The sequence below is a fragment of the Streptomyces sp. NBC_00433 genome, assembly GCA_036015235.1.
GTDB lineage: Bacteria > Actinomycetota > Actinomycetes > Streptomycetales > Streptomycetaceae > Actinacidiphila.
Map to the genome: position 1 here is coordinate 5,487,250 of CP107926.1, position 21,976 is coordinate 5,509,225.

The 21,976-nt window shown below is 74.2% G+C and carries 14 protein-coding genes, 1 tRNA gene and 1 riboswitch; of the genes, 7 read left to right on the top strand and 8 right to left on the bottom strand.

Going from position 1 to position 21,976, the window contains the following annotated elements:
* The first annotated feature begins 438 nt into the window (after nucleotides 1-438).
* Entirely contained in the window at nucleotides 439-1,110 is a 672-nt protein-coding gene (locus OG900_23555) for a DUF4240 domain-containing protein (GenBank protein WUH92792.1), read from the top strand.
* Here the strand turns inward: OG900_23555 and OG900_23560 are convergent.
* Nucleotides 1,097-1,738 (bottom strand): N-acetylmuramoyl-L-alanine amidase, encoded by a 642-nt coding sequence (locus OG900_23560; GenBank protein ID WUH92793.1) that lies wholly within the window; start codon nucleotides 1,736-1,738, stop codon nucleotides 1,097-1,099. The two genes, OG900_23555 and OG900_23560, sit on opposite strands and share 14 nt — an antisense overlap.
* Before the next feature lie 512 nt (nucleotides 1,739-2,250).
* A riboswitch (cyclic di-AMP (ydaO/yuaA leader) is annotated at nucleotides 2,251-2,410 on the top strand.
* 11 nt (nucleotides 2,411-2,421) lie between these two features.
* On the opposite strand from OG900_23560, the gene OG900_23565 reads away from it, so the two are divergent.
* On the top strand, nucleotides 2,422-3,561 hold the full coding sequence (locus OG900_23565; protein ID WUH92794.1) for a M23 family metallopeptidase: 1,140 nt from the start codon (nucleotides 2,422-2,424) through the stop codon (nucleotides 3,559-3,561).
* A gap of 151 nt (nucleotides 3,562-3,712) precedes the next feature.
* Here the strand turns inward: OG900_23565 and OG900_23570 are convergent, their stop codons facing one another.
* The 7 genes from OG900_23570 to OG900_23600 all read right to left on the bottom strand — a co-directional run bounded on the left by OG900_23570 (nucleotide 3,713) and on the right by OG900_23600 (nucleotide 12,826).
* A complete protein-coding gene (locus OG900_23570) occupies nucleotides 3,713-4,723 on the bottom strand; it encodes an MBL fold metallo-hydrolase (GenBank protein ID WUH92795.1) in 1,011 nt (336 codons plus the stop codon).
* Nucleotides 4,720-5,679, bottom strand: a complete 960-nt coding sequence (locus tag OG900_23575; protein WUH95886.1) for a helix-turn-helix transcriptional regulator — start codon at nucleotides 5,677-5,679, stop codon at nucleotides 4,720-4,722. The genes OG900_23570 and OG900_23575 overlap by 4 nt, the downstream gene beginning before the upstream one ends.
* Nucleotides 5,680-5,737: 58 nt before the next feature.
* A complete protein-coding gene (locus tag OG900_23580) occupies nucleotides 5,738-6,496 on the bottom strand; it encodes a LuxR C-terminal-related transcriptional regulator (protein ID WUH92796.1) in 759 nt (252 codons plus the stop codon).
* Between the two features lie 257 nt (nucleotides 6,497-6,753).
* Nucleotides 6,754-8,040 (bottom strand): PrsW family intramembrane metalloprotease, encoded by a 1,287-nt coding sequence (locus tag OG900_23585; protein ID WUH95887.1) that lies wholly within the window; start codon nucleotides 8,038-8,040, stop codon nucleotides 6,754-6,756.
* A 181-nt stretch (nucleotides 8,041-8,221) separates the two neighbouring features.
* Nucleotides 8,222-8,983, bottom strand: coding sequence for a tRNA (guanosine(46)-N7)-methyltransferase TrmB (trmB, locus tag OG900_23590; GenBank protein WUH92797.1), 762 nt, complete (start codon nucleotides 8,981-8,983; stop codon nucleotides 8,222-8,224).
* Between the two features lie 44 nt (nucleotides 8,984-9,027).
* Entirely contained in the window at nucleotides 9,028-10,266 is a 1,239-nt protein-coding gene (lhgO, locus tag OG900_23595; GenBank protein WUH92798.1) for an L-2-hydroxyglutarate oxidase, read from the bottom strand.
* Nucleotides 10,267-11,410: 1,144 nt separating this feature from the next.
* Nucleotides 11,411-12,826: an MFS transporter gene (locus OG900_23600; protein WUH92799.1), complete on the bottom strand. Its 1,416-nt coding sequence runs from the start codon at nucleotides 12,824-12,826 to the stop codon at nucleotides 11,411-11,413.
* 1,218 nt (nucleotides 12,827-14,044) lie between these two features.
* On the opposite strand from OG900_23600, the gene OG900_23605 reads away from it, so the two are divergent.
* The 5 genes from OG900_23605 to OG900_23625 all read left to right on the top strand — a co-directional run bounded on the left by OG900_23605 (nucleotide 14,045) and on the right by OG900_23625 (nucleotide 21,092).
* Nucleotides 14,045-16,279 carry an asparagine synthase gene (locus OG900_23605; GenBank protein WUH92800.1) on the top strand — a complete coding sequence of 745 codons (2,235 nt, stop codon included), beginning with the start codon at nucleotides 14,045-14,047 and terminating at the stop codon, nucleotides 16,277-16,279.
* Between the two features lie 430 nt (nucleotides 16,280-16,709).
* The gene (locus OG900_23610) at nucleotides 16,710-17,903 is read left to right on the top strand and encodes a DNA polymerase III subunit delta' (protein ID WUH92801.1); all 1,194 of its coding nucleotides are present in this window, start codon (nucleotides 16,710-16,712) and stop codon (nucleotides 17,901-17,903) included.
* 193 nt (nucleotides 17,904-18,096) lie between these two features.
* Nucleotides 18,097-19,203: a hypothetical protein gene (locus OG900_23615; protein ID WUH92802.1), complete on the top strand. Its 1,107-nt coding sequence runs from the start codon at nucleotides 18,097-18,099 to the stop codon at nucleotides 19,201-19,203.
* 86 nt (nucleotides 19,204-19,289) lie between these two features.
* Complete coding sequence (locus OG900_23620) at nucleotides 19,290-20,915, top strand: alpha/beta hydrolase (GenBank protein ID WUH92803.1); 1,626 nt, start codon at nucleotides 19,290-19,292, stop codon at nucleotides 20,913-20,915.
* 100 nt (nucleotides 20,916-21,015) lie between these two features.
* Nucleotides 21,016-21,092 (top strand) — tRNA-Thr (locus tag OG900_23625).
* The last annotated feature ends 884 nt before the right edge of the window (nucleotides 21,093-21,976 follow it).

Consider the following 21,976-nt stretch of genomic DNA (forward strand, 5'->3'; position numbering starts at 1 on the left):
GTCACTCGAACGGGCGAAAGGGAAGGGTGGTTGAAAGCAATAATTCATATGCTTTCGATAAGGCGCGGAAAGGTGCGGTTTCCGCGGCGTCTTTCCGACCGTGAATGCTCGTGGAGGGGAATGGTGAGCCGGGGCGCGCGACCCGCGCGCATTGGCTCAAGTATGCGCTTCCTTTTCATGTTTGGGGATGCTGATGAGAGGTCGGGGCCGGCGCGGGTCATGGTCCGTGACGAGCGGGATGGATGTGACTCAGAGAGTAAGGAGTGACGGGTGGGGTGGCAGGTGTGTCACGGCACCCCTGCGCCGGGCAGTCCGGCGGTCGGTCGCGGGGCCCGCGGGGCTCGGCCGACTCCTGGCGGCCCCTGCACTGTCCATCAACTGGGCTTTTCCGTAACGCAATTGGAACGGCACCACACGCCTCTGGCATAGTCGGCGACTATGGACACCGACTCCTTCTGGACCCTCCTCGGGGACTCCCGGCGGCATGGATTCGGTGGTGACAAGCGTGATGCCTGGCTGCGCCACGCGCTCGCCAGGCTGCCCGCCGACGAGATCGTGTGCTTTCAGGCCAGGCTCGACCAGATGACGGATGAAGCCTTCACCTGGAATCTGTGGGGCGCCGCCGACCGGATCTTCGGCGGCTGGTGTTCCGACGAGGCCTTCCGCGCCTTTCTGCACTGGGCGATGGGACTCGGCCGGGCCGTCTTCGAGGCGGTGGTGAACGACCCCGACGTCCTCGCCTACGCGCCCGAGGTCCTGCGGCTGGCCGGCCGCCCCAGGGCCGGCTGGCCGGCCGAGGACCGGCCGGGCTGGCCGACCCTCGACACGCTCGGCCTGGAGGCGTACGAGCTGGCGACCGGCCCGTCGGACGACTTCGGCGACGCCTTCTACGCCGCCGTACGCGCCACCCGGCGCGACGCCGCCGACGCCCCCGGGCAGGCCGGGGCCCCCTCGCTCGTGCCGGTCGGCGGCCGCGACCCGTCGGGGCGCCGCTGGACCGCCAGCGACGAGGAGGAGGCGGCCCGGCGGCTGCCCCGGCTCAGCGTCATGTTCCCGCTGGACGGGCCCGCCGGGGGCGGCCAGGGCCCTGCGGGCCTCACACCCCGTTGACCAGCCGGATGTAGCGCACCCAGTCCCAGTTCGGGCCCGGGTCGGTGTGGTCGGTGCCGGGCACCTGGGAATGGCCGATGATGTGGTTGCGGTCCTTCGGGATGCCGTACTTGTCGCAGATCTCCGCTGTCAGCGCCGCGGAGGCGTGGTAGAGCGCGGTGGTGAAGTAGGACGGCTGGTCCACCCACCCCTCGTGCTCGATCCCGATACTGCGGGTGTTGTAGTCCCAGTTGCCCGCGTGCCAGGCGATGTCGCGCTCCCTGACGCACTGGTCGATGGCGCCGTCGGCGGACCGGACGACGTAGTGCGCCGCGGCGGCGTGGGCCGGGTTCTGGAAGAGCGAGATGGTGTCGGCGAAGGTCTCCTGGGTGACGTGGATGACCACCAGCTGGACCGGGTAGCTGGACGGGCGGCTGGAGGCGGTGTAATTCCCGGTGCTGGCCGGGGCCCAGGTGGCTGACGGGTAGTCGACGGCGGCCGCGCGCGGGACGGCGGGGTCGGCGGCGGCACGGGCGGCGCCGGCGGGCCAGAGCTCGGCGGCCAGGCCCGCGGTGGCGGCGGCACCGAGGCCGAGGCTGCCGCGCAGCAGTGAACGGCGGCTGGGCGCGGCGGATGTGGGGCGTTCCATCGAAGGCTCCCTGAGGCGTCATGGGGGGCGGGTGCATGACAAGAACGTCGGGCCCGCCCATCGTGCGGCCCGCGCCCACGGCATGCCAAGCGGTTCGCGCATTGGCACAGGTCCAGACCACTGGTGCCGCTGTGCCGGCCTCGCGGATATCGCCGCCCGCGCCGCGCCGGGTCGGCGCCGCGCCGGGGCGAGCCGGCGCCGCGTCGCCCCGGGCCCGCGCGCTCCGGCGCGCCCCCGTGCGCCTCCGCCTACGCCCTTTCTCGCGGTCGCCCGCGCCCCGCTGCGCCCCGCCGTCGCCGCCTGACCGTCGGTAGCCACGCCGCCCTCCCCGATAACAACTGATGCACACTCACGTCACCGCCCGGCCACGTCGCATGTCCGGTTCATATGCCCTACGCATATCATGTCCGATTGGTTCCCATCCCCAACTCTCCCGTTCGGCTTGGAAAACCTCTCCGGCTCTATTAACGTTCGATAACGCAGCGCGGTCGTCACCGCCGCCGACAGGCGGCACCGTGCGCTTGCCGAATCCCGTCCGCGGGAACCGGGGACCCGCCCTTCCGCTACCGCGGAAGGGGTCCAATGGGGTGAATCGGGCAGCCGTCAGGCCCGTAGGAGACCTTCCTGCTCCGAACCCGTCAGCTAACCCGGTAGGCGAGAAGGAAGGAAAGGAGTGCGCCCCCGTGGCGTCCAACCAGCCTGCCTACGCTCCTTCCCGGGTCGCAGCACCGACCGGGGAGTGGCCCTTCGGGGAGCGGGACGAGCACCTGCCGCCCGCCGACCCCTCCGACGGCCCCGCCGCCTCCCCCTCCCCGTACGGCGTCCTTGACGCGTACGAACCCGGCTCCGATGCCGCGGGCCCGCGCAGCCAGCCGCGCCTTCCCAAGCAGCGCGCCGGCCTCCCGGCCCGCGGCGCCGCGGTCGGTACCGCGGTGCTCGGCATCGCGGCGATGGCGGCGGTCGGCACCGGGGGAGTGGCCGCCGCGGCCGAGGCGCCGCCCGTCGCGCCCCCGATATCGCTGCCCGACGCGCCCGGCTTCCCCGACGCCTTCCCGGCGCCCGCCGTCCCGGCCGCCCAGCCCGAAGTCGCCGTCGGCACACCGTCGTACGACCCCTCAGCCGTCGCCTACGCGACCGCCGCGGCCAAGGGGGCCGACGAGCCCGCGGAGGCCGCCGAGCAGGCCCCTGCCGACCCCGGCGAGGCCCTCCGCACCCGCATCATCGACCAGGTCACCCGGCAGCGCGAAGCCGTGGCGCGGGCGGAGCGCGAGGCGGCGGAGAAAGCCGCCGCCGAGCAGGCGGCCAAGGAGGCCGCGGCCCGCAAGGTGCGCGAGCAGGCCGCCGCCGCGAAGGCGGAGTCCGAGGCGCAGGCCAAGGCCGCCGCCGAGGCGGAAGCGAAGGCCGAGGCCGAGCGGATGGCCCGGCTCGCGGCCTCCTATGTCAAGCCGCTGGCGTCCTACACCCTCACCACCGCCTTCGGCGAGACCGGCAACATGTGGGCGACCCACACCGGCCAGGACTTCGCCGCCCCCACCGGCACCCCGGTCCACGCCGTGCACAGCGGCACGGTCACCTCGGCCGGCTGGGCGGGCTCGTACGGCTACCGGGTCGTCCTGCGCCTCGATGACGGAACCGAGCTGTGGTATTGCCACCTGTCGACGATGGTCGCCACATCCGGCCAGGTCGTCACGGGCGACACGATCGGCCGCGTCGGCGCGACCGGCAATGTGCCCGAGCCGCATCTGCACCTCGAAGTACGCCCCGGAGGGGGCGCGCCCGTCGACCCGGTGCCATGGCTGTACGGTCATGACGCCGCGGTCTGAGGCCCCCCGCCTTCCGCCGAAGAACCAGCAGTAGCCCCCAGGGCCCACGGCCCGCCGCCCCAAGAACAGCCGGCGGCCCCGGCGTACACCCCCCCCGACGCCGGGGCCGTCGGCATGTCGGCCCGACGCGGCCGCCCGCCGCCCGCCTTGCTCAGTCCCCGCTCGCGGCCGCACCGTCCGCTTCCCGCCGGTGGGCGAAGCCGGCCGCGAGGCCCACCAGGGCCACCAGGTCGGGGCTTTCGGTCTCGCCGTCCAGCGCGCGGTATTCGACCGCGGCCAGGATCGCCATCCGCTCGGTCAGCCCCCAGCGCGGGTGGGGGTCTTCGGCGATCAGCTCGGCGGCCAGCACCGGCAGCGGGCGGCCCGCCTTGTGCCCGCGGTGGACGGCGGCGCGCAGGTCGAGCAGGTAGTCGGCGTAGCGGCGGACCTCATCGGGTGCCATGACCGGGCCGTGCCCCGGCACCACCACCCGCGGGCCGCACTCCAGGATGCGCAGGCACGCGCGGTGCACCGCCTCCAACGGCCCTGCCCAGTGCACCGGGTGGTCCTCGTTGAAGACCACGTCGCCGGCGCAGACCACGCCTTCCTCGGGCAGGTGGACGATCAGGTCGCCGGCGGTGTGCGCGGGCCCCACCTCGATCAGCCGCACCGCCACCCCGTCGACGTCCATCTCCAGCTCGCCGCTGAAGGTGCGGGTGGGGTGGACCGCGCTCACCCCGCCGAAGTCCCCGTAGCGCCCGAAGTGCCGCCGCATGTAAGCCCCGAGGGCGGACTCCGGGTCGCTCGTGGCGATCAGGGCGGCCAGCTCGGCGGGCGCGGGCTCGGCGCACAGGTGCTTGCCGTTGGCGTCGGTGGCGACGATCTCGGCGTCGGGGAAGAGGCCGTTGCCGTACGAGTGGTCGCCGTTGCCGTGGGTGTTGACGACCGTGCGGACGTCGGGTCCGGCGCCGTCCGCGGCGCCGAGGCCGGCGATCAGCTCCTGGAGCCGCCGGGTCATGTCCGCGGTGTAGGGCGTGTCGACGAGGAGTGCGGCGCCAGAGCCGCCCTTCCGCCCGGTCACGACGACGCAGTTGGCCAGGCCCCAGGTCGCGTGGCCGTCCGGGAGCCATGCGTGGACGTTCGGTGTCAGCGCCCGCAGCGCGTGCGGCAAAGGGTTGTTCATGGTGCCTCATTGTGCTGGCCAACAGGGCATTTCGCGGTATGCGTGTGTGCGCAGGGCGGCTCCGGCCTCCCCCCGGGCTCCGCCTGGGGGCGTCCCCGTATCGCCTCGCTCGGATCGACGGGCCCGGTCGCGGGCGCCGACAGCGCGGGTGCGTGCTGCGGCTGCTCGCCCTGGTCGAAGAGTACGAACATCAGCCGGCCGCCCGGCACCCCGAAGGGCCCCGCCGTGCACAAGGTCGCCCACCCCGGGCCCCGTTCGGTGTGCAGCAGCGGCAGCGAGCTCTCCGCCCGCGGCCCGATGTACTCCGCCGTCGGGGTGTGCAGATACCGGGCGACCACCGGGTCGAGCCCGGCGTCCGCCTGGAGCTGCGCCAGCGTCCTGTTGTGCGGGTTGGCGACCACCGCGGCACGTAACTGCGGTACGAGCAGCGGCAGCCAGCTCTGCTCCCAGTCCCCGAGGGTGACCCGGGCCTCCGGGTCGAGCAGCATCCAGCGCATCAGGTTGCGCGGCACCTCGCGCCGCCGGAAGATCCCGGCGAAGGCCGAGTTGTAGGCGACCATGCCCCAGGCGGCGTCGTTCACGTACGCCATCTCGCGCGAGCCGCGCAGCACCCGCTGCCACGGGCTCGGCACCGCCTGACCCAGCTGCGGATCGAGGCGGTAGGCCGGCGGCACGCCGGTCGCGTAGAGGACCAGCGCCTCCCACTCGTGGTCCGACAGGTGCAGGATGCGGGCGATGGGTTCGAGCAGCTCGGTCTCGATGGCCGCGAGCCGGCCTCGCTCGACGTAGCCGTACTTGTGCTCGGGCCAGCCCAGCAGCCGCGTCATGTGCTCGTGCGTCAGCCCGGCGACCTTGCGGCCCCGCGGGTCGCCGCGCGGCGCGAGGCCGAACTCCCCCGGGTCGACGCGCGCACGGGCGCGGGCGAGCAGGGTCTGCAGCGCCTCGCGGTCCCGCATGCCGCTCACGGCTCCCTTCCGGCCCGCACGCCCCCCGTGCGCGTGCGGGCCGCACGCCTCACAGGTCCCGCGGGTCGACCTCGCGGGCGAGTTTGTACCCGGCTTCGAAACGGCTGCCGGCATCCAGCCGTTCCATCAGCGCGGTCATCACCGACTGCACGTCCGGTGTGGTGATACCCAGCTTCCTGGCGATCCTGTCATCGCTGTAGCCATTGGTCATCAACCGGATCACCGCCTTCTCCCGCGTGTCGAGTTGGGCGTGGTGCGGCCCCGCCGACGTGAGCGACAGCGGGGTGGCCCGCTGCCAGTACGACTCGTAGATCGCCGCGAACGACGCGGCCAGCAGCGGCCCCCTGACCCGCACCAGCGGCGCCCCGCCGACGGCCGACTCGGCGGTCAGGCAGGCCGTCTGCCGGTCGAAGACCAGCAGGTCGTGCGGCACATGGTCCAGGACCCGCACGCTCACCCCGGCGTCCGACACCCGCCGCAGGTGCGCGGCGTGCAGCGGGACCGCGAGCAACGCCCGCGGATAGACGGCCCGTACGCGCACCCCGCGCCGCGCCATGCCCGCGTCCAGCGCCAGCGCCACCTCAAGCCCCGCCGCGCCCGTCCACTCCCCGCCCTGCCGCAGCGCGTCGGCCGACTCCCGGGCCCCGTCGCTCAGTTCGCGCAGCACCCGCTCGTGCTCCTGCGGCAGCGGGTACTGCTCCACCACCACTCCGGCCGCCGCACCCGACTCCGCCTCGAACGCCGCACCGGGCACCCGGCAGAACCACCCCGCGCCCGGCATCCTCCCGGCCCCCGCATCTGGCTGCACTTGCCCCGGCCCTCCTCGCTCGCCTCGGCGTCCACCACCCGACCGACCACCCGCCGCCGGGCGCGTACGAGCCCCGTGCGCGTGCTGTCGACCCGTCAGATACAGAGTGTTACAGGGGCGTCACGCGTTTTCCAGGTCGAATCCGTCGAGGAAATCAACCACCTCAAAGTGCCGGATCACGGACACCTCGCAGGTCGCCCACACGCCCCCGACGAGGCGTAACGGCCGTCGGCATATGCGTCTTTCGCGCGCAGACCCTAGAGGTGCTTGCCCCGCGGCCGGGCATACCCGGCGTAGGGGTGCTGCTGCGGCCAGTACGCGTACGGGGGGCGGGGGACCGGGAAGGGCGGGGGCCAGGGGGCGGCCTGGAGGAGGGCGGGCTGGGCCAACGGGCGGCCGTGCCACAGGTGGTGGAGCAGTTCGGACTCGCGCGCCGCGAAGTCCGGGGGCGCCAGGCCGCGGGTGGCGGCGGAGCGCAGGAAGGCGAGGTGGGTGGCGTAGGCGGCGTAGTCGCGTACCGCGCGGGCACCCGCGTCGCCGTGGGTGCGGCGGGCCGTGTCGCGGGCGTCGGCGCGGATCCGCATGGAGCCCAGCGCGACGGGCTCGCGCGGGTGGAGCCAGCCGGCGGCGGCGTATACGGCCAGATGCGTGCGGATGGTGCGCAGTTCGCCGGCGCGGGCCCAGAAGGCGAGCCAGACGACCAGGCCGAAGACCGGGATCATCACGGCCACGTAGACGGTCAGGAAGCCGACGGGGGACAGCTGCGACGAGCCGTTCCACGAGCCGTGCAGCACCATCGCGAGCAGCCACCCGCCGACCGGCGCGAGCCAGCGCCAGGGGCGCCCCGGGCGGCTGGAGGCGGCGATCGCGAAGCCGAGGCCGGTCATGGCCGTGAAGAGCGGGTGCGCGAAGGGCGTCATCAGCACCCGCACGAAGAAGGTCGCCGCCGTGGTGGAGTCCAGCACGCCCGCACCCACGGCCTTGTCCTCGCCGAAGGCCGAGCCGAGGTAGAGGATGTTCTCGGTGAAGGCGAAGCCGGTGGCGACCAGGCCGCTGAGCACGATGCCGTCGAGCAGCGACTCGAAATGGCGGCGCCGGAAGAGGAAGAGCAGCAGGATCGCCGTGCCCTTCGCGGTCTCCTCGACCAGCGGCGCCACGAAGACCGCACCCCACCGGTCGGACTGCGTCGGCGTCGCGGACAGGGTCGTGGCCAGCAGTTTGGCGCCGTATTCGTTGGCGAACAGCGCGACGAGGGTCGCCGCGCACGCCCCCCAGGAGAAGGCGAACACGACATTTTGCCACGGGCTGGGCGCGACCCGGTCCAGCCACAGGAAGGCCCACAGCAGCAGCGGCACCGGCAGCACCGCCAGCGCCATGCCGACCAGGAAGGGCTCGGTGCCTATGTGCTGCCGCACCACCGCGAGGATGACGACACCGCACACCGCGATCGCGGTGAACAGCGCACCGGTGCGCACCGCCCGGCTCTCCCAGAACGGCCGCCGGGGCGCGTAGTGCCAGGAGGCGGGGGACACCGGTACGTACATCCGCTCATCCGACCGCCGGCCGTCGGATGGCGAACCGGGGTCGGGCGAGGACGGGTACGAGTACGTTGCCACCAGTCGACAGTACGGCGCGAGCGCCCTGCTCCGCGAGGGTGTGGCGCAGGCGGATACGTGTGCCCGTGCCCGCGCCGGGGGCGTGCGCCGCCCGTGCGGACGACGCCGGTCAGACCCGGGTGAACAGCAGGTCGCGCACCACATGCCCCTTGGCGAGGCCCTGCCGCTCGAACTTCGTCATCGGCCGGAAGTCCGGCCGCGGCGCGAAACCCCCCGCCGCACGGGCGTTGGCCAGACCCGGCGCCGCGCCCAGCACGTCGAGCATCTGCTCGGCGTACGGCTCCCAGTCCGTCGCGCAGTGCACGACCGCGCCGGGCCGCAGCAGCGGCGTGACCATGGCCAGGAAGGACGGCTGGATCAGCCGCCGCTTGTGGTGCTTGGCCTTGGGCCACGGGTCCGGGAAATACACCCGCAGCCCGGCCAGCGACGCGGGCGGCAGCATGTCGCGCAGCAGGACCACGGCGTCGCCGTTCGCGACCCGCACATTGGCCAGGCCCGCGCGGTCGGCCAGCGCCAGCAGATTGCCCTGGCCGGGGGTGTGGACGTCGACGGCCAGGATGCCGGTGCCCGGGTCGGCGGCGGCCATCCGCGCGGTCGCGTCGCCCATCCCGAAACCGATCTCCAGCACCACCGGCATGTCGGCCGAGCCGTAGAGCGCGGCCAGATCCAGCGGGCTGCCGTCCAGCTCCACGCCCCACGTGTCCCAGTGCCGGTCGATCGCGGCGGCCTGCGCCTGCGTGATCCGGCCGCGCCGGGCGTGGAAGGAGCGGATGCGGTGCTCGCCGCGCGAACCCGCCGGATCGGCGGCCGGCCCCGCCGGGAAGCGGGCGCCGGGCACGGCGGGGGCGGGGGCAAGGGGTGACGTGGACACAATGGATCCGATTCTACGGGACCGCGCCGCGGGCCCGCCGCAGGTCACAGCGCCGCGAGCACCCGCCGGGCGATCTCGCGGCCGATCGGCAGCGCGGCCGTCGCCGCGGGCGAGGGGGCGTTCAGCACATGCACGAACGGGGGCGAGCCCGCGAAGCGGAAGTCGTCCACGAGGGTGCCGTCGGGCAGCACGGCCTGAGCCCGTACGCCCGCCGGAGCGGGGCGCAGGTCGGCGGACCGCAGCGCGGGCAGCAGGCGGCGCGCGTTCGCCGTGAAGGCCCGCTTCGACAGCGAGCGCAGCACCTCGCCCGCCTCCTGCCGCCAGTGCCTGCGGGCGATCCGCCAGGTGCCGGCATACGCCGCGGTGCCCGCCAGGTCGCGGGGGCGTACGATCCAGCGGCCGTAGCCCTCCCTGGCCAGCGCGGGCACCGCGTTCGGGCCGACGTGGACACCGCCGTGGACGTCCCGCGTGAGGTGGACTCCCAGGAAGGGGAAGTCCGGGTCGGGAACCGGGTAGACCAGCCCGCGGACCAGGCCCCTGCGGGCCGGCGCCAGCTCGTAGAACTCACCCCTGAAGGGCACGATCCGCATCCCCGGGTCGTCACCGGCGAGGCGGGCGACACGGTCGCTGTAGAGGCCCGCGCAATTGACCAGCACCCTGGTGCGGATCGTTTCCTCAGCGTCGCCCTTCTTCGCGGTCACGGTGACCGTGCCGTCCGCGGCACGCCCGATCGCGGCGACCCGCAGGCCGTACCGCACCGTGCAGCCCGCGTCCGCCGCGAGGCCCGCCAGTGCGGCCGCCACCGCCCGGAAGTCGCAGATCCCCGTCGAGCCGACATGGATCGCCGCCAGCCCGGCGACCTCCGGCTCGTGCTCCGCGATCTGCGCCGGCCCCAGCTCCCGCACCGCGATCCCGTGCTCCCGCCCCCGCTGCACCAGCGCGTGCAACCGCGGCAGTTCCGCCTGCTCGGTGGCGACGATGAGCTTGCCGGTGACCTCGTACGGGATGCCGTGCGCGGCGCAGAATTCCGGCGTCTCGGCGCAACCGGCCAGCGCGTAGCGCGCTTTGAGCGACCCCGGCCGGTAGTAGATCCCGCTGTGGATCACCCCGCTGTTCCGCCCGGTCTGATGCCGTCCGGGCCCCGCCTCCTTCTCCACCACCGCCACCCGCAAGGCGGGCGCGGCCCGCGTCAGCGCGTAGGCGGTCGAGAGCCCGACGATTCCCGCGCCGATGACGGCGACGTCGTACGCCACCACTGCCTGCGGCGTGCTTTTTGGGGGCATGGCGCCACCTCCCGTGCGGGTGCCGGTGATCAACTTACTTCGCCGACCCCCCGCGAGGTGCCCTCTACGGCGGGCGGCGCCACCAGCCCGCCGACGGGGCGCACGTCGCCACCGGCCGTGGGGGGCTGTTGCTGTCGCGTCCGGACCACCGGCGGGTGGGTGGTTGCGCGCGCCGTTCCCCGCGCCCCTTGGGGGTGCCCTCTGCGCGGAGGGTGGGCGTTTTTAGGGGCGCGGGGAACTGCGCGGCCAGCCGTCGACGGGGTGCAGGTCGTCACCGGCCGTGGGGGGCTGTTGCTGTCGCGTCCGGACCACCGGCGGGTGGGTGGTTGCGCGCGCCGTTCCCCGCGCCCCTTGGGGGTGCCCTCTGCGCGGAGGGTGGGCGTTTTTAGGGGCGCGGGGAACTGCGCGGCCAGCCGTCGACGGGGTGCAGGTCGTCACCGGCCGTGGGGGGCTGTTGCTGTCGCGTCCGGACCACCGGCGGGTGGGTGGTTGCGCGCGCCGTTCCCCGCGCCCCTTGGGGGTGCCCTCTGCGCGGAGGGTGGGCGTTTTTAGGGGCGCGGGGAACTGCGCGGCCAGCCGTCGACGGGGTGCAGGTCGTCACCGGCCGTGGGGGGCTGTTGCTGTCGCGTCCGGACCACCGGCGGGTGGGTGGTTGCGCGCGCCGTTCCCCGCGCCCCTTGGGGGTGCCCTCTGCGCGGAGGGTGGGCGTTTTTAGGGGCGCGGGGAACTGCGCGGCCAGCCGTCGACGAGGTGCAGGTCGTCACCGGCCGTGGGGGGCTGTTGCTGTCGCGTCCGGACCACCGGCGGGTGGGTGGTTGCGCGCGCCGTTCCCCGCGCCCCTTGGGGGTGCCCTCTGCGCGGAGGGTGGGCGTTTTTAGGGGCGCGGGGAACTGCGCGCCCAGTCGTCGACGAGGTGCACGTCGTCACCGGCCGTGAGGGGCTGTTCGGTCCTCCCCCAGAGCTTTGCCTGGGGGCACCCCCATCTCGCTTCGCCCGGGACCACCGGCCGGTGGTGGGCTGAGCGCGCCCACGCGGCGCCAGCCGCAGATCAGACGCAGCCCCGCGCCCCTGAGGGGGCCCCGCGGCAGGCGGCACCCCCTGGGTCGTGAGGGAAGCGCGGGCCCCCCGCGGACGGGGGGAGGACTTACGCGGGTGCGGCCAGTAACGGGCGCGCGCGTTCGCGGAGTTCGAGGACGCGCGGCTCGTGGGAGTACGGCTCGAGGCGGTGGAGGAGGTCGCGGACGTATTCGGTGGTGCGGGCGGAGGAGATACGGCCGGCGACCTCGACGGCCTTGACCCCCGCCGCGCAGGCCGCGTCAAGATTGCCGGACTCGAGTTCGGCGACGGCCGAGACGACGAGCCGCAACCCGTGCGACCGCACGAACTCCTCCGTCGGCTTGGCCAGCGCGTGTTCGGTGAAGCGCTGGACCTGGCGGGGGATGCGCAGGTCGCGGTAGCACTCGGCGGCGTCGGCGGCGAGCCGGTCGTAGGAGTAGAAGCCGAGCCAGCTCGGGTCGGCGTCGCCCTCCCTGGCCCGTTCGAGCAGCGCCTCCGCCGCGGCGAGCGAGGCCCCGCAGGCCGCAGCCTCGCCGGCCTTGGCGTGGGCGCGGGCCTCGACGAGGTGGAAGAAGCTCATCGTGCGGGCGGTCGCGAGGCCGCGGTTGCGCTCCAGGGCGGCCTGGGCGAGGTCGACGCCCTCGTCGGCGAAGTTGCGGTAGGTGGCCTGCAGCGACATCGACGCGAGCACGTACCCGCCGAGCGGCACATCCGCGGCGGCGCGGGCGAGCCGCAGCGCCTGGATGTAATACCGCTGGGCGGCCTCCTGCTGGCCGGTGTCGAAGGCCATCCACCCGGCCAGCCGGGTCAGTTCGGCCGTGGCGCCGAAGAGCGCGCGGCCGACGTCGTCGCTGTACGAGCCGAGCAGCAGCGGCGCCGCCTCGACCCGCAGGCACTCCGGCACCATGCCGGAACGCCAGTCGCCGCCCCCGTACTTGGAGTCCCAGCGCCGCGCGTCCTCGGCGGCCTCGCGGAGCTTGGAGACATCGGTGTGCCCGACGTGCGCCATGCCGGGTGCGGGCGCGTCGCGGGCGACCGTCGCGTCGGCCGGAGTGATCAGCCAGCGGGACGCGGGTGTCACGTAAGCGCTCACTGCGAAAGATCCGGCCAAACTCTGCCAGATTCCGGAACCGCCGGGTCCGCGCCGCCCGGCGAGGTCCAGCCGCCACAGATCGGTGGCCGATTTCACCGCCTCGCCGACGTCGCGCGGGAAGGCGAGACCGACCTCCGGCGCGGGATCGGCGTCGGCGAGCCCTATCTCGTGCAGCGGCACGGGACGCCCGAGCTTGCTGCCGATCGCGGCCGCGATCAGATGGGGCGCGGCGCCCTGCGGCACCATGCCCTTGGCGACCCAGCGGGCGACCGACGTCTTGTCATAGCGCAGCGTCAGACCGCGTTGCGCCCCAAGGTCGTTGACCCTGCGGGCGAGTCCGGCGTTGCTGATGCCGGCCAGACCGAGAAGGGTGCCGAGTTTCTCGTTCGGCCCGCGGTGTTCTCTGTTCACTGCGGTTCACCTCGTGATGCCGCTGGGGCAGGCCGGCGGGCCTGGTCGGTCGGTCGGGGCTGCGGGGGTCGCCCTCCCCTGGAGTCCGATTCAGCCACCGCGGGGGCCCGTTGGCGGCGGCCGCGGTGTCTGTGCCGGATACCCGAGCCGCACGTACGGGTGCGAACCGGATGCACCCAGCGTAGTTCGCCGCCTCCCGACCGTTAAGGGTCTCGTGTCGGATGGCGCGAATCCAGCCCCTTACCCGAACGCGGCCGTGGCGCGGAAAGTGCCCCGCTCGAACGTCTCGCGGGGATCCGATGATTGGCGGCCGGCGGCACCCGGCGGGGGGCCGGCGGACCGCCCTTCGGGGTGTGCGGCGTGTGCTCCCGGTATATGTGGCCGTGCGCCCGCCTGTGCGCTCTGTGCCGAGACGGGTGCGGCCGGTTGCATGGTGAGCCGTGGGTCGGCCCGCGCTTCCGCCAGGCGGCTATGGCGGGGTGCGGCGGGCCAGCGAGTTCCGCTGCCACAATCCCCGCGGGTGGCGGACCGGCCCGGGGGGCGTTGAACCGCCCCCCGGGCCGTGTGTCGTGCGCGGGCCGCCCACCCGTTCCCGTGCGCCCGCGGGCCGGAATCCGACGGCCGGACGCGGCCGTCGGCGGTGCCGGGAGCGCGCTGCGCCGTGCACGCGCGGTAGTCGTGCTCGGCTGCCGTCGTCGCTCCCCGTCGCGGCGGCGGTCAGGCGGCGGCGTACGGCAGGGTGATCGGCAGCGTCCCGGACGAAGATCCGCGGCGGAAAACGATCGTCCCCGACTGCCCCTGTTCCCCGGCATATCACCTCCGGCATGTGCCCGGCGTACGCCGCCGCCGCGCCAAAACTTTGGCGCGAACCCGACGTTTCGGCCGGGCGGTGACTCCCGCCCTCCGCGGCTGTCCGCAACGTCCCGATTGCGTACCTCCGGCGGCCGCCGGCGGACATCGTTCTGCCGTTGATCCGTTGCGGATCCGCGTCGATCCGCGTCGATCGGCCTCGGTGGCCGTACTGTTCGGTGGTGGCGGGCAGGTGTCCGGCGCACGAACCGGCGCACCCGGGAGCACTCATGCGCCTCCTTGCGCGTGTCCACGTGGCAGCATGGTCTTTCGGACGTCAGACGTGGCGGCATGGCGGGGCGAGGCGCGCGCGAGCAAGCGGTGGGTCGGATCCTGCGCATCGGCTGTCCACAGCCTGTGGAGGCGACGATGCGGTGGTTGGTGGGGTGGAGCAGTGCCACCGCGGGTCCCGTTCCCGGCGACAGCGGCCGCACCTTGCTGCCGGTGGGCGCCCAACTCCTGTGGGGCGAGCTCGATCCGCTGTGGGCGGTGGGCGACTGGCGCCCTGACGAGGTCCGGGTCGTGCACGCGGACTCCGCCCACGCCGGAGGGACCCACGGCTCGCCCACGTACGGCTCCCGCCCGTCCGGCGCCAACGGCAGCGCGTACGGCGGCGGTTACGGCTCGCGCGGCAACGGCGGCACGGGCGGCTCGCAGGGCCTCGCACGGCTCGCGGTCCTCGGGCGCTGCGGCGCCAGCGACGCCGAATTGCGCCTCGGCCTGGTCGCCGCCCGCGGCGGCGCGCTGCGCCATGTGACGGCCTGGCCGGGCAGTTACACCGCCGTCCTCCAACTGGGCCGCCGCATCACGGTCCTCGGCGACCTCGCCGGTGCCAGGCCGGTCTTCCACACCCGCTTCTCCCGCGGCACGGCCTACGCCACCGCCGCGCTGCCGCTCGCCGACCTCATCGAGGCCGGGCTCGACGTCACCCACCTCGCCGCCATGCTCGCCTGCCCCGACGCGCCCGAGGCCCTCGGCGACGGGACGCCGTACCTCGGAGTGCGCCGCGTCCCGCCCGGCCACGCGCTGACCCTGCGCGACGGCGCCCCCGAGATCACCGGCTACGAGCCCACCGCCTCGCTCGCCGTCGGCCACCAGCCGGCCACCGCCGCGGACGCCGACGCGGCCATCGCCGCGATACGCGACGCGCTCGTCGAATCCGTACGGGCGCGGCTTGCGCAGCCCCGGTTCGTGCCCGACACGGGCGGCCTGGGCGACGAGGACCCCTTCGGCAGCGGGCTGATCCCCGCCCCCGGCATCGGCGCCGACCTCTCGGGCGGCAGCGCCTCCGCCACACTGGCGCTGCTCGCCGCCGGACTGCCCGGCATGCCCGGCACGATCCCCGGGGCGCCCGGCTCGCTGGCCGGCGAACGCCTGCTCGCCGTCACCTTCAACGACCTCACCGAAGGCGGACTGCCCCTGCGGGACGGCGAGTTGGCCAGGGCCGGCGAACTCGCCGCCGACCCGCGGCTGCGGCACGTCGTCGTACCCGGCGGCACCGAGGCGCTGCCCTACGCCGACCTGACCGGCGGCCCGCCCGTCCCGCTCACCGACGAACCCGGCCCCTCGCTCATCGTCGCCGAACGCCACCGGCGCAGGCTCGCCGCGGGCGGCGCCGACCACCTCATCGGCTTCGGCGCCCGGCAGGTGCTCGACGCGCACCCCGCGCGGCTCGCCGACCTCCTCATGGACCGGCGCCGGCGGCATCTCGTCCGGCCCGTCGCCGCACTGACCCGGGCCGGCGGGTCCGCCGCCGCGGGGCCCGCGGTGCTGGTGCCCTTCACCGTGCCGATCACCGTCTACCGGGCCGCGCGGCGGCTGGCCCGCACCCCATACCGGCAGGGTGTGGAGGACGCGGCGGCCCGGCTGCTGCGATACGCCTCCGACGGGTCCTTCGGCCTCTCCCTCGGCGGCTCCGACGGCCCCATCGGGGCGTCGCTCGCCGCGATGGCCTGGGTGCGGCCCGGACCCGCCGCCCGGTGGCTCACCGGCGAGGCGCTGGCCGAAGTGTCGGTCCGGCTCCAGGACGCGGCCAGGCGGCCCTGGCCGATCGAACGCCCCGGCGAGCGGCGGGCCCGAGCCGCGCTCGCCCGGCACGCCGCCGACTTCCGCGTCCTGGAGCAGGCAGCCGCCGTCCCCAGCCAGCGGCTGCACGCGCCGTACCTCGACAACGCCGTCGTCCGCGCCGCCCGCGCCCTGCCCGGCGCCCTGCGCGTCCGGCCCGGGGCGCGCGCCGACATCCTGCGCGACGTGCTCGCCAGCGCCGGCGTCCGCGACCTGCCGGCCGGCTGGGGCGCCGCCTCCCACTCCTCTGCCGCGGCGGCCGCCGCCCGGGTCGGCGTCCGCTCGGCCATCGACCCGCTGATCGAGCTGTTCGAGGCCCCGCTCCTGGCGGACGCGGGCCTGGTGGACGCGCGGGCCGTACGCGACGGGCTCCGGGCGGCGGCGTCCACGCCGGCAGCTCCGCTGGACGGGCTGGGCGAACTGGTCGCGGTGGAGCTGTGGCTGCGGCGCCTGCTGGCGCGGCGGGGTTCGTGCTGGACCGGCACGGAGTCGCCTGGTCGGCGGGCGGTTGCGAGCGGGGTGCAGCGGCTCTCGCTCTGAGCGGGGGGCGCATTTGGCGGGGGCGCTTCGGGCGGGTGCGCCGCTGGTGGGTGCGCCGTTGGCGGGTGCGCCGTTGGTGGGTGCGGGGGTCGGTGCCGCTCCGGGGGTATCTCCTCGGAGTGCGCACCTCGGGCTCTTCCCGAACGCCCCAGCGGGAGTCGTGCGGAGTCCTGCGGGGACACCCCCGAATCGTCCCCTCCTCGCCGTGGGCGTCCGCGAGTCCGTGGGTGGGTGAGGACGGGGGCAGTCCGGGGGCGCCGCCAACGGTGGGTGAGCCCCCAGCCGGACAGGGTATGGCGCCGCACCCCGCCCGCTCACCCCGTCACGCTTCCCCGCCGCATCCGCCACACACGGACGGGCAGCCGTCGACGTCGGAGCGGGCGGTACCGCCATACCGCAGAATGGAAGCTCGCAGCGAAGGGAGTACGCGGTGACCGTATGGGACGACGTGGTCGGCCAGCCCCATGTGGTGGCCGAACTGTCCGCGGCCGCGGCGGACGCCGACGCCCTGGTGACGTCCGGCGGCGCGGGGTCACGTATGACCCACGCCTGGCTCCTCACCGGCCCCCCCGGCTCCGGCCGCTCCACCGCCGCCCGCGCCTTCGCCGCGGCGCTGCAGTGCGTCAGCCCGGACCGGGCGCTGGGTGCCGCCCCCGGGTGCGGCTTCTGCGACGGCTGCCATACGACCCTGGTCGGCACGCACGCCGACGTCGAATTCGTCCGCACCGACCTGCTGTCCATCGGCGTCAAGGACACCCGGGACCTGGTGCGGCGGGCGTCCCTCTCTCCGGCGGGCGGCCGCTGGCAGGTGATCGTCCTGGAGGACGCCGACCGGCTGACCGAGGGCGCCGCCAATGTGCTGCTCAAGGCGGTGGAGGAGCCGGCGCCCCGCACGGTCTGGCTGCTGTGCGCGCCCTCGGTGGAGGACGCCCTGCCGACGATCCGCTCGCGCTGCCGGCTGCTCAGCCTGCGCACACCGTCCGCCGAGGCCGTCGCCGACCTGCTGACCCGGCGCGACGGTATCGACCCGCGGCTCGCGGCGGACGTCGCGCGGGCCACCCAGGGCCACATCGGGCGGGCCAGGCGGCTGGCCACCGACGAGTCGGCGCGGGAGCGCCGGGCGGCGGTGCTGCGGCTGCCACTGCGGGTCGCCGACATCGGCGGCTGCCTGCGCGCGGCGCAGGAACTCGTCGACGCGGCGGCCGAGGACGCCAAGGCGGTCGCCGAGGGCGTCGACGCCAAGGAGACCGAGGAGATGCGGGCCGCCCTCGGCGCGGCGGCGGGCGCGGGCAGCCGGATGCCGCGCGGCACCGCGGGTGTCATGAAGGATCTCGCCGACCGCCAGAAGCGCCGCTCCACCCGCACCCAGCGCGACACCCTCGACCTCGCTCTCACCGACCTCGCCTCCTTCTATCGCGATGTGCTCACCGTCCAGTTCGGTACGGGCGAGCGGATCGCCAATACCGAGGTCGGTGACGGTATCCGGCAGATCGCCGCCACCTCCCGCCCCGAGCACAGCCTGCGCCGTATCGAGGCCGTACTCGCCTGCCGCGACGCCCTCGACCGCAACGTCGCCCCCCTCCTCGCCGTCGAGGCCATGACCCTCGCCCTCCGCGCGGGCTGACCCCCCACCCGCGCCTCCGAAGGCGCGGCACCCCCGTCCCGCGTCCCCCGGGACGCACTGCGGCGTTCGGGTGATCGCGGCCCGGTGAACGCGACGGCAGCCGGGGCTTGGGCCGTCCCCGTTGCAAGGTGCAGGCAGTGGTCCCGTCCGCTTGCCGTCCTGGCGGGGCCGCAGCCGTCCCGAAGGGGTTGCCGTGGCTGACGTCGTGCAGTCCGTAACGATGGTGCTGGCCGGTGCCGCGGCCGTACTGCTCGGGCATCGCGCGCTGCGGCACTGGTGGGCCGAACGGGCCGGGCGGGCGTACGAACTGCCCGTGGACCGTACCGGCACCGCCGTCCGCGCGGGCGCCGCCGGGGCCGCCGCGCTGCTGGCCGCAGCGCTGGCAGTACCGCTCTTCGGCGGCGGCGGGGATGAGGTCGGCACCGGCGCGGCCGCGCCCGCGCTCGTCGCCGTACCGCCGCCGCCGGCCCGCACCCCGGAGCCCGCCCCGCCGCCGCCCGAGGTGCGCACCCTCGGGCATCCGGCAGGCGGCACCCTCGACCAGTTGCAGGAGGGCACCCGGGTGTGGCTGCCCCCGCAGTACGCCTCGCCGAAGGCCGCCGGGATCGGCTTCCCGGTCGTCGTCGCCCACCTGCCCGCCGACGGGGAAGCCGACCTCTACAGCGGCTTCGTCCTCGCCGCCAAGCGCGGGCTCGCCGACCCCTTCGTCCTCGTGCAGCCCACCGACTGCGCGCACGGCTCCGCCACCGCCCTCGCCCAAGCCGCCCGCCGCTACCGCGTACTGGCCGCCCGCACCGCCACCGGCCTCATCGGGGCCGGCGCCGACGCCCCCTGCGCCGTACGCGAAGCACTTGCCACCACGGGCCGCTACGGCGCCGCCGCCGGGATCTCCGGTCTGTATCCACCCCTTGCCCCCTCACCACTGCCACGCCCCTCCTTGCTGCTGGCCCTCGCCACCGACGACACCGCCGCCCGCGCCGCCGCCCTGCGACTGCGCGACGCCCTGCACCCGCACGGCGACGAGGTACGCGTCATCGACGGCATCGCCGCCCGCCGCGAACTCTTCGCCCAGATCGCCGGCTACCTGACGGAGAAGCTCGACGGCCCCGCCAAGACCGTCACCCCGCCGCCGGCCTCCGTATCGCCCGGATCCCCCACATCTCCCACAGCCCCCTTGCTGTCGCCCTCACGGCCCCTGCCGCCCTCGCTCCCCGCCTCCCGCACCCCCACCGCGCTCCCACGGGCTGCCTACCCATCCCACACCGCATCGCAATCCCGCAAATCGTCGCAAAGCTCGTAATCACTCATTAGGGGACACCGCCCCCAGTTGTCCCGCGCGCCGCCAGCTACGCTCGCACTCATCCGACGGGAGGACCTGAGCCGCCGATGCACCCCAAGCACCCCACGCGCCTGCTCCGCTTCCCGGCCGCCGCGATCGCGGTGACCGGGCTGTTGCTGTCCGCCTGCTCAGGCGGCTCCGGCCACCAGGCAGCGGCCTCAGCCCCGGGCTCGCCCACCCCGGCCGCGACCGCGGCGCCGGCCCCGTCCGACACGGCGTCGCCGGCCACCACCGCCACGCTCGCCCCGCTCCCGGCCGCCACCCCCGCGAACCTGGCGCCGTACTACAAGCAGAAGCTCGCCTGGCACTCCTGCGGCGTCCCGGACTTCGAGTGCACGACGATGAAGGTCCCGCTCGACTACGCCCACCCCGTCGCCGCCGACGACCTCAAGCTCGCCGTCGCCCGCAAGAAGGCCGCGGGCCCCGGCAAGCGCCTCGGCTCGATGCTGGTCAACCCCGGCGGCCCCGGCGGCTCGGCCATCGACTACCTGCAGTACGCGGCCACCGGCTACCCCTCCGCCGTCACTTCCCGCTACGACATGGCCGCCGTCGACCCGCGCGGCGTCGCCCGCAGCGAGCCCGTGAAGTGCCTCAGCGACAAGCAGATGGACGCGTACACCGCCGTCGACTCCACCCCCGACAACACCGCCGAGGCCGACAAACTCGCCGCCGCCGACCGCACTTTCGCCGCCGGCTGCAAGAAGATGTCCGCCGACCTCATCGGCCACGTCTCGACCGTCGACTCCGCCCGCGACATGGACGTCCTGCGCCAGCTGCTCGGCGACGCCAAGCTCAACTACGTCGGCAAGTCCTACGGCACCTTCCTCGGCGCCACCTATGCCGGCCTCTTCCCGACGCGCGTCGGCCGCCTCGTCCTCGACGGCGCCATGGACCCCTCGGTGAACGCCCTGGCGAGCAGCCGCGTCCAGGCCGGCGGCTTCGAGACCGCCTTCGACGCCTTCGCCCGCGACTGCGTCAAGCGCTCAGAATGCCCGCTCGGCCGCACCTCCGCCGCCGACGCCGGAACCCGCCTCGACGCCCTCTTCGCCGGCCTCGACAAGCACCCGCTCCCCACCGGCACCAAGCGCCCCCTCACCGAGGCCCTCGGCACCACCGGCGTGATCGCCGCGATGTACGACCAGGAGGCCTGGCCCGCCCTGCGCGGCGCCCTGATCAGCGCGAACAAGGGCGACGGCGCCCCGCTCCTGCAGCTCTCCGACAGCTACTACGAGCGCGACAGCACCGGCAAGTACAGCAATCTGATGTACGCCAACGCCGCCGTGAACTGCCTCGACCTCCCCCCGGCCTTCCGCTCCCCGGCCGACGTCACCAAGGCGCTGCGCTCCTTCCGCGCCGCCTCCCCCCACTTCGGCGCAGCCCTGGCCTGGTCCTCCCTGATCTGCGGCTACTGGCCGCTGCCCGCCACCGGCCACCCCGAACGCATCCAGGCCAAGGGCGCCGCCCCGATCCTGGTGGTCGGCACTATCCGCGACCCGGCCACCCCCTACGCCTGGGCCCAGTCCCTCGCCGCCCAGCTCTCCTCCGGCCACCTCCTCACCTACGACGGCGACGGCCACACCGCCTACGGCCGCGGCTCCACCTGCATCGACACCGCCGTCAACGCCTACCTCCTGTCCGGCACGGTCCCCCCGCCCCACCAGAAGTGCACCTGACCTGCACCCTTCCAAGATCCCCACCCGGTCGGAACCACCCCCCACAACCCTGTAGACTTGCCCCCGCTGCGCCTGCCAGTCTTGGCCGGACCCGCAGCACGCCGCCTTAGCTCAGTTGGCCAGAGCAACGCACTCGTAATGCGTAGGTCTCGGGTTCGAATCCCGAAGGCGGCTCCACGGTGAACCCCAGGTCAGGTCTTTGACCTGGGGTTTCTTGTTTTCGTTGGCCTTGGAATCCAGGCTAATCGGACACATGCGGTCTACGCATCACAATGCGTGGTTCGCAGGTTTACTCGCAGTCGCCGATGAGTGGTCGCAAGGCTGTGACCTGCTATTTTGGGCGGCCGGGCTGCGGAATTCATCTGGTGCACGATGCCTACGGTGGACAGCTGGTGGACAGCTGTGCGTGGTGAAACGTCAGAATCCTTGCGGGGCATCCGAGTCCTGGGACCGGCTGGGTTGTCCGTGGCCTGGGCTTGGCGATCTCGGGCTTGTGCCGTTCTGACAGTTGCCCGTGCCATAGCCTCCCGCGGTAAAGTCCGCCGCCGGCCGAGCCGCGTCGTACGGGTCCGCCCGCCCCTTTGATCCCCATGGCATTCCCTCGTCGGCGGGCAGCCCGCAACGTCTGGGCGCTCAGGTACGGCCCCGCCGCAGTTGCACCGGCCTCCGCCCGGAGGCCGGCCCGGGCAAAGTACCTGAATAGTCGAACGAATGATCCACTTTGAGGGAACCGCGGATCTGGGTCCGTGTTGTGCCTGATATTGCATCAGTTCGGTCAGCCTGCAGGGCTCGTGCGGCGGGCGGGCGAAGGGGTGGAACTGCTGGGGAGGCAGGGCGATTTCAAAGTCGGGTTGATCTTGTAGGCGCGCTGGTCACGGCGGTGTGACGGTGTCCGGCGGGTGCGCTACCAACGCAACGAAGCTCCCGTGCGCGGGCTGCCCACACCAACCGGACTCCTCTGCGTGAAGTTCCCCCGCTGAAGTGGACCACCCGCAAGCTCCAGGACTGCCTGTGGTGGCGCACCTCCAACGCCCGCCACCCGACGTCCTGGCCACCCAATG